The 12,344-nt window shown below is 43.3% G+C and carries 10 protein-coding genes; 9 read left to right on the top strand and 1 reads right to left on the bottom strand.

Annotation, left to right across the window (positions count from 1 at the left end; all coding sequences use genetic code 11):
* Nucleotides 1–3: 3 nt before the first annotated feature.
* The 6 genes from PQ469_RS24865 to PQ469_RS24890 all read left to right on the top strand — a co-directional run bounded on the left by PQ469_RS24865 (nucleotide 4) and on the right by PQ469_RS24890 (nucleotide 7,519).
* Complete coding sequence (locus tag PQ469_RS24865) at nucleotides 4–1,548, top strand: RagB/SusD family nutrient uptake outer membrane protein (protein ID WP_274210078.1); 1,545 nt, start codon at nucleotides 4–6, stop codon at nucleotides 1,546–1,548.
* A gap of 124 nt (nucleotides 1,549–1,672) precedes the next feature.
* The gene (locus PQ469_RS24870; RefSeq protein WP_274210079.1) at nucleotides 1,673–4,636 is read left to right on the top strand and encodes a glycosyl hydrolase; all 2,964 of its coding nucleotides are present in this window, start codon (nucleotides 1,673–1,675) and stop codon (nucleotides 4,634–4,636) included.
* Nucleotides 4,637–5,014: 378 nt separating this feature from the next.
* Nucleotides 5,015–5,941, top strand: a complete 927-nt coding sequence (locus tag PQ469_RS24875; RefSeq protein WP_274210080.1) for an ATP-binding protein — start codon at nucleotides 5,015–5,017, stop codon at nucleotides 5,939–5,941.
* A gap of 29 nt (nucleotides 5,942–5,970) precedes the next feature.
* A complete protein-coding gene (locus PQ469_RS24880; protein ID WP_274210081.1) occupies nucleotides 5,971–6,267 on the top strand; it encodes an STAS-like domain-containing protein in 297 nt (98 codons plus the stop codon).
* Between the two features lie 126 nt (nucleotides 6,268–6,393).
* A complete protein-coding gene (locus PQ469_RS24885) occupies nucleotides 6,394–6,756 on the top strand; it encodes an HNH endonuclease (RefSeq protein ID WP_274210082.1) in 363 nt (120 codons plus the stop codon).
* Entirely contained in the window at nucleotides 6,707–7,519 is an 813-nt protein-coding gene (locus PQ469_RS24890; RefSeq protein WP_274210083.1) for a hypothetical protein, read from the top strand. The genes PQ469_RS24885 and PQ469_RS24890 overlap by 50 nt, the downstream gene beginning before the upstream one ends.
* Before the next feature lie 57 nt (nucleotides 7,520–7,576).
* On the opposite strand, the gene PQ469_RS24895 is transcribed toward PQ469_RS24890, so the two are convergent.
* Complete coding sequence (locus PQ469_RS24895) at nucleotides 7,577–8,977, bottom strand: hypothetical protein (RefSeq protein ID WP_274210084.1); 1,401 nt, start codon at nucleotides 8,975–8,977, stop codon at nucleotides 7,577–7,579.
* Nucleotides 8,978–9,388: 411 nt separating this feature from the next.
* Between PQ469_RS24895 and PQ469_RS24900 the strand changes: the two genes are divergently transcribed.
* The 3 genes from PQ469_RS24900 to PQ469_RS24910 all read left to right on the top strand — a co-directional run bounded on the left by PQ469_RS24900 (nucleotide 9,389) and on the right by PQ469_RS24910 (nucleotide 12,270).
* Nucleotides 9,389–9,688 (top strand): hypothetical protein, encoded by a 300-nt coding sequence (locus tag PQ469_RS24900; RefSeq protein WP_274210085.1) that lies wholly within the window; start codon nucleotides 9,389–9,391, stop codon nucleotides 9,686–9,688.
* A 35-nt stretch (nucleotides 9,689–9,723) separates the two neighbouring features.
* A complete protein-coding gene (locus PQ469_RS24905) occupies nucleotides 9,724–10,530 on the top strand; it encodes a hypothetical protein (RefSeq protein ID WP_274210086.1) in 807 nt (268 codons plus the stop codon).
* 609 nt (nucleotides 10,531–11,139) lie between these two features.
* On the top strand, nucleotides 11,140–12,270 hold the full coding sequence (locus tag PQ469_RS24910; RefSeq protein WP_274210087.1) for a FecR family protein: 1,131 nt from the start codon (nucleotides 11,140–11,142) through the stop codon (nucleotides 12,268–12,270).
* The last annotated feature ends 74 nt before the right edge of the window (nucleotides 12,271–12,344 follow it).

Below are 12,344 nucleotides of genomic sequence, written 5' to 3' on the forward strand. Positions count from 1 at the left end.
GATATGAAAAAGTTATCATATATAATATTGGCGTTGCTAGGATTGGTTTCCTGTAAAAAAAGCGCGCTGTACTTAACTCCTGAAACATCATTGAGTTCATCTTCATTTTATAAAACCGAAGCGCAGTTTGACCAGGCATTAACCGGAGCTTATACCAACCTCCGGCTTATTGCTTTTGCAGGCAACTATATGGATGAAATGCGCTCTGATAATACCTTTTTTACATTTTATCCGCCCGATAGGGGTACCGGAGCCGATACAGAGTCTATACTTGAATTTATTGACAATGCAAACACCAGTGCACTGGTAAATTCCCCCGGGGACCGATACGGAAATGATTTTTCAGGAATAGCTAAAACGAATACCATTTTAGGCAGACTTGCAAGTTCCAGCCTTAGTCAGTCCGTCAAAGATAGGATTTCAGGCGAAGCGCTTTTTTTGAGGGCATTTTATTACTTCGACCTCGTTCAGCACTATGGAGGCGTTCCTTTGCAACTTAAGGAATTAATCGGCACCGACGGGGCATACCTTCCCCGAAATACTGTCGCGGAGGTTTATATGCAAATTACCACAGACCTGAACGCGGCTGTTCCCATCTTGCCGGTGGCGAAAGATTTCCCTCAAAGCGGAAGGGCTACCCAGGGTGCTGCAAAAATACTATTGGCTTATGCCTATATGTCCGGCCCAACCAAGGATTATGCAAAGGCCGAATCTGCTTTAAAAGATATCACAAAAATGAATTACGCGCTGATCAATAATTATGCAGATGTTTTTGATCCTACCAAAAAGAACGGTAAAGAATCCATCTTCGAAGTTCAGTACCAAGAGGGTAATAACGGTCAGCAAAGTGATTTTGCGTGGAGATTTTCTCCAAGAACCTCAAACGCGCCGGTGCTTTTCGGTGTTGACGGAAATAACGCCGGAGGTGGCCTGCGTAGTGGTGGGTGGAATGTGCCGACCCAGGAAATGGTAGATTCTTATGAATCTGGTGACCTCCGGCTTCCTGCATCAATTGCCGTAGCCGAGGGAACGGTCACTAATGACGTATTAAAGATCTCTTCAGTAAAAAGCCCTGTTGGATATACACCGACGGTCGGGCAGGATTTTCGTTATTTCGTCAAAAAATACCTGCACCCGCCTTACGCTGTTCAATTCAACACAGGTGATAACTGGCCTGTTTTCCGTTATTCGGGAGCGCTGTTATTGCTAGCAGAATGTCTTGTAGATGAAAGCAAAAACGGTGAAGCGTTACCTTATCTTAACCAGGTTAGGGCAAGGGCTGGTTTACCGGCAGTGGCTACAGCTACTGCGCAAAACGTTGCGAACGAAATGCGCCACGAACTTGCATTCGAGAACCACCGATGGACGGACCTGATCCGTTACGGAACAGCGATTGAGGTGCTGAATGCTAAAGGAGTGACCATGAAAAAGCTGTATGGGTTTTTATTGCCAGGTACATTTAACGTTACTGCTGACAGGTTACTTTATGCTATACCTTTCCGTGAGATACAGCTGAATAGTCAGTTGACTCAAAATCCGGGATATTAACTATTTGCCAGGATCAACCCATTGGCAGGTAAATAAAAGGATCATAACTTTTATTTATCTGCTTTTATATAATAATTTTCCTTTGTACTGAAACGGTAAATATAACCGATAATAAATTTAGCATATGGATAAGATATCCCTTCGTCAACTAAGCTTTTTTATATTTTCAATTTCGCTATTGTCATTGGGCTTTGGAAATTATATCCAGGCTCAGCAAATTAAAAGCCGTGGTAAACAAACGCACAGTGGTCAAGACACCTTGTTAAGTACATTTGGCAACCCACCGGATTCTGCGAAATCAAGGGTCTATTGGTTTTGGATTTACAACCGCGTAGACAAAGCCGGTATCACACGGGACTTAGAACAGTTTAAGGCAAAAGGAATCAGCGGCGTTAACCTGATCTGTAACGGAGGGTATGCCGGGAAGGAGCCGCTCCCCGGGGTGGCATTTCTCGGTGAACAGTGGCGCGGGCTTTTTCGCCATGCGATCAGAGAGGCAAAAAGGCTTCATATAGAGATAGGATTTAACATGGCTGGCGGATGGACACTGATGGGCCCGTCCGTAACAAAGGATCATGCGATGAAAAAAGTAGTGTCTGCTCCGTTGAACGTCTCCGGGCCGATGAAGTTTTCCGATATGCTACCGCAACCTCAAATAGTGGAAGGCTATTATCATGATATCATGGTGCAGGCTTTTCCAATGCCAGATAGCTCCAAAATCATTGCCCCTTCCACCATTGTTGATTTAACAAACCGCGTCAACGACAAGGGGCGATTGGAATGGGAGGTTCCAAAAGGAAAATGGGTGATTTTAAGAACAGGATATACACTTACCGGGCATCCGTGGAGCAAGTGGAAAGCGTATCCCGAAGGAGATACATTCAAAGGAGGGGAAGGTTACGAGATCGATTACTTAAGTAAGGCAGCCTTAGATGATTACTTTGCTCATCTGGGCAAGTTTGTCATTGGCGAAGCAGAAAAAGCAGGAGGCCATATCGATTATTTATGGTCAGATAGCTGGGAATGTGGGAAACTTACCTGGACCCAGGATTTCCCCCATCAATTTAATAGATTTCGTGGTTATGATTTGAAATTGTACATGCCGGCCTTAGCTGGATATGCTGTCATCAATGCCGGCGTATCTGAACGGTTTCGTGATGATTTTAATCGCACTATACAAGACTGTATCGCTGAAAATTTCTATGGGCATTTTGCTGAATTGTGTCATGAGCGTGGGATAAAGGTTGGTAATGAAGCCGGAGGCCCAAACGACATTCCACCGCAGGACGTGTTGAAGAACTTTGGGAGATCCGATATCCTTGCCGGCGAATTTTGGGTAAATGGACATCGTAACGCTCCGGATGGATATAATAAAAACAGGCGGGAACGTCTTAATCTTAAACAAACGGCCACTGCCGCTCATGTTTATGGGAAGCGGCAAGCAGAGGCAGAGGCGTTTACCGAGCAGGAAAAGGATGGTACTCACTGGTCCCTTGGTCCATTCGATCTGAAGCCCTATGCCAATGACGCATTTTGTGAGGGAATAAATCGCCTGATGCTCCATGCCGCCACCTGTCAGCCGCCATCAGATGGAAAGCCGGGATTTGAATACTGTGCCGGGCAGCATTTTACTCCTAATATTACCTGGTGGAAACAGTCTTCTGCATTTTTCTCCTACCTTTCCCGCTGCCAGTATATGCTGCAACAGGGGAATTTTGTAGGAGATGTTTGCTTCTATCTCGGGGAAAGGCCGCCGCTTTTAGCACCGCCAAAATACAATATTCCTTCTCTTGGAACAGGTTATGACTGTGACTATAGCAACGCTGAAGTATTATTGACCAGGATGAGCGTAAAAGACGGCCGCGTTGTATTGCCTGATGGTATGTCTTATAAGCTTCTGGTCTTGCAGAACTGTGTTTCGCCGTCTCCTGAGATCGCAAAAGAAGTGGGATCATATCAGAGGCTTACGGTATCTCCCATCCCCTCAGAGGCCATGTCGCTGCAAGTGATAAAGAAGTTAAGAGAAATGATTAACATGGGAGCGACTGTTTTGGGGCCCCCACCTGTTATGTCAGCGGAATTGAAAAATTATCCGGCATGTGATGTGGAAGTAAAAAAAATAGCTTCGGAAATCTGGGGCGACCTGGACGGGAAGACGCGAACTGAACGAAGATTTGGAAAAGGACGTGTAATTTGGGGGAAAACACCAAGAGAGGTCCTTGTCGCTGATGGGGTTGCCCAGGATTTTTCTTTTAACGGACAGGCTGAAAATCCAAATGAATTCGATTATATTCATCGGAAGAGCGGTGAATCGGAGATCTATTTTGTTATTAATCGGACAAACCAACATCAAGTACGCGATTTCACGTTTAGGGTAACAGGCAAACAACCTGAAATATGGGATGCAGTGAACGGTAAAACTATTAATGCAAAAGCTTATCATCAATCCGGAAACGGTACCACCGTCTCTCTGGAACTCGATAAATTCAGTTCTTATTTTGTTGTTTTTCGCAAGCCTGTTGCTGTAGCTGCGAAAGGACAAGAAGATCATAATTTTCCCCAACTGGCGGAATTTTTAAATCTGGACGGCAATTGGAATGCGAGATTTGACCCAAAATGGGGAGGGCCGGCTCATGCAAAGTTCCCTAAACTGATCAGTTGGACAGAAAGGCCCGAAGAAGGGATTAAGTATTATTCTGGTAAAGCTACCTATTCCAAAACTTTTGATTTGAATAGCGAAGCGGCAACTATTCTTAAAAAAAGCATTAAGCCGGAAAAACTATTTCTTGATTTGGGAGATGTGAAGGATGTAGCAGAAATACGGCTGAACGGGAAAAAGTTGGGGATTCTCTGGTGTGCGCCATGGCGGGTAGAAATTACAAACGCTGTAAAACAAAAAGGAAACGTATTGGAAGTCGATGTCATTAATTTATGGGCTAATCGTGTTGTTCATGACCTCAGCCTTCCCAAGGAAAAGCGAATTACAAAAACCCATGAGGTTTTCCGGTTCGATATGCTAAACGTTAATACCCCATTGCTTAAATCAGGATTAATAGGGCCCGTAAGGATATTTTCGACAATACATTAAATTAATAACCTATTTAAGTGGGTCCTTGTGTCGGAGCATGGTTCGAAATAAGCTAATCTTTTTGGGAACCTCCTCAAGACGTAAGCTTGGCAAATGGAACTATTATTGAGTTTTGCGAAATAGCAATCCTTATAGTGGAAAAAAATGAAACAGATGTCACAAACGGCGACACAAGGAAGATAATAACGAATTTTCTTGCGGAGATCTTCATACTATTGCGTTTTATAATCTTAAAAGTACATGGAAATACAAGTACATAAAAATCATTTTGTATTTCCATGTATTTACAAAAAATAAACAGAGACGTTGGTTCCTTAAGAGCAATTGAATAGCCAGTTTTAATATCTTTGCACGCAGGCATCCTTGTTGCATCTACCTATGGCTGAACTTAACTTATCGATCAATTTCACACAGCCTATCGCCCATCGTGAACTCATTGGGATATTATCACCTGCTTACCAGTTAAATCCCGGTGACAGGTTAAACCTGTCAATATCGCTATCCAATAATATGGTCCATTCAGACAGCCTGCTGATCGTTGCGTCAGGGATAGATCATATGCGGCAGGATGGTGTTGATGTTCAAATTACCATCCAGGGAGAAAGCACCTATGCCAGCCGTATCAATTTTTACCGGCTGATCGATGTCCCCTTCAACGAACAATTTATCCGCAGGAACAATGCCGGCCGCTTTATCGAACTGAAGTCATTCGACAAGGATTCGCTTTATCCCTTACAGGACGAGTTGAACATGATCCTTTACCAAAATGGCGGGATCAATAAAGAAGTGCTGCAATTACTATTTTATTGCCTGAGTGAGATCATGGATAACATTATTGTGCACTCCGGTTTAGAAAAGGGCTGGGTGTCTGCTCAGTACTATCCGAACAGGCATGAGATCAGGCTAACCATCTGTGACCATGGCGATGGCATTCACCATTCGCTCACACACAATCCCAAAAGCAGGTATAAAGAAGTAACTGAGCCGGAGGCGCTCGATCTTTGCATTCAGCGTGGGGTAACAAACGGAGAAGGCCTGGGATTTGGCTTATTCGCGACTTCCCAGTTTATATTAAAAAATGACGGGGACCTGCTGATCTATTCGGGCAATCACTACCTGCTTGCCCATCATGGAGATTACCAGATCCATGAAGGAAACTACTATAAGGGCACCCTGGTATCGCTAAGAATCAACACTGATGTTCCGGTCGATTACAAGTCGATCATGCCCGCACATCATACGCTTCCTGACGATTATGACTTTTTTATTGACAAGTATTTCGGGGAGAATAATGAACTTTGGTAAATTTTATTTGTATTTTTGTATAAATTAAGATGATACGCATTGCATTCTCACATACCGGCAGACAACTTTCCACTCGCGTGGCTGGTGCCGCTTTGCGCGAAAAAATCATTGAAGGAATTGAAAATGATCAGAAGATCATATTCGATTTTGCCGGTGTGGATATCGTTTCCAATTCGTTTGCGGACGAATGTTTTGCAAAATTAATGCTCCATTTCGATTTGCCTGTTGTAAAGGAACACACGACTTTCCAAAATGCTTCCCCTTTTATAAAAGCGGTCATTGCCAATTCCTTCAAGGAAAGATTACAGGCCATGCACACACACTAAGCGGCAATCCAGGCGAAAATCTTGATGGAACGCTACCCGATTTTTCTGCAATTTCAATAAGCCTTTCGGGGCTGTCTGAAGATGTATTCCCATTTATTTGTATTTTAGGGTTATTCAAAAAATGATATGGATATCAAGGTGTTTACTATTCCTGGACTTGAAGACGAAATGACGAGCTTCCACGCGCAGTACAATGTGGAAACGATCATATCTCCGCCGGATGAAAAAATAAACAATCTCAAACCCAAAGCAGAGCGCACCTGCAGGTTTTGCGGGGTAAGTAACGACGCCACGAAATTCAAAAACATACCACATATCATTCCGCAACTGCTTGGCAACACCCATTTGGTTTCAGATTTTGAATGTGACGATTGCAATAGCCATTTTGGCCGGTATGAAAACGACCTAGCCTATTCACTGGGTATCATGCGTACTTTCTATGGCACTAAGGGAAAAGGCGCTGTACCAGGTTTTCAAATCACCCAATGAACTGATCACGGCCAAGGTGAATAAGGACTTTTACGGTATACAAAGCACGGAAATTAAACGGAAGGATACGACGGTAGAAGATTTTGTTTTGAACAAGGAAATCGGGGAGAGCACCATTAACTATACCAAGAATTCCTATACACCGCTGCATGTCTATAAGGCCCTTTTGAAAATCGCCATGTCCATTATTCCCGAAGAGGAAACAGCTAATTATAAGGTTGTTATCGAATACCTGAGGAAATCCAGGTGGGAAGAACAATTCACGGACTTTACCAGGATCTGCTATTATCAAATGCCGCCGGAACACCGTCTGATGAAACCCGCTGTATTCCTGTTTAAAAAGAGAAGCCCGGACATCCGGCTACCGACGCATAGTTTTGCCTTGTACTTTGAAAACCTGATCTATACCTTCCCGCTGCCCTTTTATATTCCTGATATTAATGTCCATCTGTATAATGGGCAGGAAATGACCATCCCGCTTTGCCCGCCAATCCTGACTGAAAAAACAAAGGGTGAGATTGCCTATCAACGGCAGCTTATGGACTTTTCGAGCAGGGAACTCAGAAAGGGCGAACAGGCTACGGTACATTTTAACGCCGATCCCGAATTATTAAAAAACCTGAAAGCTTATGATCCCAAATCGGGGAAGCTGTTCAACGCTAAACTTAAGCCGGAAGAGATTATCGGGGTACATTTTGTCCCGACGGATACCAACCCTATATTTCCAATCACAAAGGACGATCAATCATCAGACGACCAATAACAGGTCGAAATAAAAAGCGGTAAGCGACGTCGAAAGAATCCCGAAAAAGCAGATCGGTTATATTTTATAGAAAAAGTCTTCATCCAGGACGGTGCCCGTAATATGTTCATGCAGCTTAGGATAATTGATGATATAGCCCGAAAAGCCTGCTGATTTTAGGATCAGGATGGCGATCAGGCGGTGCAGGACAACACAGGAGAAATAAACCTCCCGGAATACCACGTTGTCCTCGGCCGTCCTGGCCGGTAACTTCCCATGCTGATACTGGTTCCGGTCCTTAAGGACCTTAAGTTCATAAGGCAGCAGGGTATAATTAAAAAGAGCAAATGGCTTACTCAGTTTATCGGCATTGGTAGGCGCGTTTATATAATTGAACTTGCCGTGGAGAATCCGGCGTAAGGTTTTATGATCCTGGTTATCGCCGGGAAAAGCTTCATCCGCAAGTGCCTTTAATTTATTGATGAAATCTTCTGCCTGCTTAGAATCTTCAATAGGCTTGGGAAAATCTATACCGTTATCCTTTAATAACTGGTTGGTAATGGTTTCAAGCGCCACGCTGTAAGCGGAGCCTTTGATCTCCAGGGCCAGAGTATTGGCTTGTACCATAACGATCGCAGCCCGGGAAAATGGTTCTTTCAAATAGAAAAGCTCGCATAACTTCGAAAAAACCTCCGGTGAAAATTCAGGTACCTTTTCATACCAATTCTTAATTTCTTCCGACTGTTTAAGGATGCCGGCTTTATCTGTTGCTGTAATCGGATAAAGCGAATAAGGATTGGTGGTATAAAGGGCGTAGGATGTTTTGATCGAGTCCCGGAATGTGGTGTAATAAATATCTTTCAGGACAGCGAAATCAGCGGTGTCGGAAAACAGAAAATAACCTTCATCCAGGAAAAGGTTCCCCGACAGGAAACCGTAGGCATTACTGATAGCCCTTACTATATGTTGAAATTTCTTTAGGGAAACAGGCTGGACGGACTCAACTGCTAAATAATAACCATCGTTTTGAAATTCATAAAAATGAAATTCTTCATCCTCAATCGTTATTTTAACAAGCGGATGGTGCATATTATTGACATCATTCTCAAAAAAGTACCCCTGGACCAGCATTAAATCCGGGCGGCCTTTTTTTATCGGGATAATGATCCGGGTATGGGTTGACGGGTATGCCAGTTCATCTTTGATGGTAGTTATTTGGGTGATCGTACCTGTGAGGGCGTATTCAAATGTCTCAAAAGACGAGGTATGCCCGGAAATCAGTAAGGAATGTTCCGGGAGGTAAAACTTTGTGGAACCACTTTTCAACTCAACCGGCTCCTTCAGTTTAATTGAATTCAGCATCGTGGACGAAAACCCCTTAGCTGGTGTGAACCGGATCTTAACTGAAAATCCATCATCCACTTTTTTGATATGAACTTCGCGGTTTTTGAGCAATACATGATCTGTTTTTAAGATCATCGTCGTGTCGCTGTTTAAAGCGTCGATTTTTAAGAGGCTTGATTTAAGATTTTTAAAGGGTAGTGACATCAGGGGTGGCGCAAGGTTTATTTCTGATAAAAGTAGGGATTAAATCATGCGATTTAAAATGGAAATGGAACGATGAATTACCGCGCACTTTCGATCTGGAAGAACCAGGCCTGCAGTTGAGGGTACAGTGTTTGAAAGGGTTCCATGGAGCGGGTTTAGCAAGAGAAATTAAGGAATTTTTACGACACAGGTATTTAACGCTTATAAATCCGGTTTTGGGCCGGCACCGTTTTCTTAGCGAACGACTGGTCACCAGTTGCCGTTGATGATGATAAAAGAATCCCTGCAACAAGGTTTTAAAATTTACCATGCGATCCAAAAGATTTCTAATATTTTCGCATTATGGACAGAAGGCAAAAGATCATGCGGCTGATCATCGACGCTTTAACAGCAAATGATGAATTAAGCTATACTTATACAGGAGCAGCGACGCTGATGGACATGAACATCATTTCATTGGACTTTGTAGTTAAAACAAACCGCACCGGCGGGGAGCTTAATATTTGGGGGATGATAGATGTGCCCCTTGTTTTGAAGGCACAATATGACGGCAGATCTTTTTTACAAGAACATCCGGCTATACAGCGCCAAATCGAAGGGCACTTGAAAAAGATTGCTGAAAACATTAATCGTTTGTTATAAATATTCCTCCCCGAAGTTTTTAATTTTGGCTTTCCATGACAGCCACAGAACAAATCAAAACTGAACTTAAAAGACTCTCTAACCAGGGGGTAAACCTTTTTAACGCCATGCAGGTGGAGCAGTTCCCCGAGAAAATGGAACAACATTTCACCCAGGTGTTAAAAAAAGATTACCAGAGCTTCGTTAAAACCCTGCCGATATTTACCCAGGCTTACCAGGGTTGGTATTCGGCAACCCAGGCCGTCGTCAGGCAGTTCCTGCCCGGTCGCCTCGCTGACTTTAACGGACTTTATGAACAACCCAAGGGAAGAAAGGAGATCAGGGCGGATAATTATGTGATCGAGGATTACCTGAAAAAAGTGGTCATTACTGCCGGTTTCGACAAAAAGGTTGTGGCAGGGCCCGAGGATGCCATCCCGGTTTTCCAACAGCAGATCAATATCCTGAATAGTGTTTTTGATCGTCTGGACAATGTGCTTTTTAAGATGCAGCAAGTACTACAGTCAGAATTACTCGATCAGCAGCTACAGTCTGCACGCCAGCTGGCGAAAAATCAGTTCCTGCGATCTGCGGGCGCGATCTGCGGCATTGTACTTGAAAAACATCTCGATCAGCTTTGTCAAATCCATCAGATCAAGTTAGCCAAAAAGACCATGACCATTAAAGATTACAATGATTTGCTTAAGAAACAGGAAATCTATTCGTTTGAAACCTGGCGCTTTATCCAGTACTTAGGGGATTTGTGGACGCTTTGTTGCAGGAACAAGAAAGAGATGCCCACAGCCAAAGAGGCCAATGATCTGATAGAAGGAACCGACAAACTCATCAAAACGATTTTTTGAATCCTATGAGGTTATTTAGCAGCTATAAGTGCTGTCCGTAATTTCTTCATGTTTTTTACCCAACTCCGGTAGGGATATTTCTTTGGTGTTGGCCAGCTTTAGGAATGATTTAATGACCGTGTCCCGAATCTTCCAGTTAAGATAATAGACGAGAACCTTTTTTTAAGGATAGCGTTATCGGTAAGTTGTTGGGGTGCGCCTTGGCCGGGAACGCTATGCGCCGGCAAACGGCATGGTACTCCTTTTCGTCTGCGGATACCGTTTTAGTTTCTGAACAAGTTTTCCCAGCGATCAGATTGCAACATATCTTCTGTATAAACCGGCTATTTACAGGGGCAAAGAAATTCCGGTAGCCATGTTTACCGGGGTAGTTTTTTTAATGCTTTAAAGTGAACAAAGGTAGTCTCCGGCATAGCGTCCGTCAAAAGCTGTAATATGCTGGCCGAAACCATTCCAATTCCTGATGTCCCGTCGAAACATCAAAAACGTCTCATTAAAAGATAAAAATCACAATTTGTTAAACTTTCTTTAACATCATCTACGCCCAAGGGTTGTGTTTACCGACTATAGGTTCAATTGATAACTATTAGCGTAAAATCAATTAAATACATGAAAAAACAGGAAATTCAGGATATATTAAGTAAATACCGGAACGGAGAATCTACGGAGCGTGAAAAGGCGCTTTTGGAAACCTGGTATCTGAAACAAGATAGTCCCGGGATACAAGATTTATCCAACGAACAGTTTGCAGAAGATTTAACATTAATAGGTCAGGGCCTTCCTTTGTTGCAGGTCGCGCGTAAATCTGTTTGGCCTCGTCTTGCTGCTGCGGCCTCCATATTACTTTTTTTATCTGCAGGGGCCTATTTGTTATTTCGCGGCGATATCCCCAAACCGCAAATTTCTGAAAATACCATTCATGACATTGTGCCGGGTGTAAATAAACCCGTTCTTACTTTAGCGAACGGCAAAACGATCATTTTGGATAACAATCAAAATGGCTTATTGGCCAGGCAGGGCGCCAGTGTGGTCAATAGATCCGTTAACGGAGCGGTGGTGTACCAGCAAGCTGCTGAGCCGGAATATCCACAGGCAGAAAAAAGTTATAATGCTGTCACTGTTCCGCGTGGTGCGGAGTACCAGGTGGTAATTTTGCCCGATGGCACCAAAGTTTGGATGAACGCAGCATCTTCTTTGCGTTACCCGACAGCTTTTTCAGGTGATGAACGAAAGGTCGAACTGGCCGGTGAGGCTTATTTTGAGGTTGTGCATAACCCGGCAAAACCATTCCGGGTGGTAAGCGCTAAGCAGATAGTGGAAGTATTGGGAACCCATTTTAACATTAATACTTATGATGATGAGCCTGATGTTAAAACTACGCTGCTTGAAGGTAAGGTGAAAGTAACTGCAATGGCCAATAACGCGGTCAGATATCTGTTACCTGGCCAGCAAACAGCATTAAATGGCGACGGATTTAAGGTCGGCGCGGCAGATATGGAGAAGGCGGTTGCCTGGAAGAACGGTCAGTTTATGTTCCAGGATGACAACATACAATACATCATGCGAATCATTTCCCGGTGGTATGATGTGGATGTGGAATATAAAGGGCAGGTCCCAAATGATAGTTTTGGCGGTGGCGTTTCCCGTTTTAAAAATATTTCTGAATTATTGAACATCCTGCAGCTTACCGGCAAAGTTCATTTTCAAATAGAAGGCAGAAAAATAATCGTATCAAAATAATATACCCTAATTAAATATATCATTATTCACTTAAACAAAAAACAATAATCGATGAAGAAACAGCTACAAACATA

The sequence above is a fragment of the Mucilaginibacter sp. KACC 22773 genome (assembly GCF_028736215.1).
Taxonomy (GTDB): Bacteria; Bacteroidota; Bacteroidia; order Sphingobacteriales; family Sphingobacteriaceae; genus Mucilaginibacter.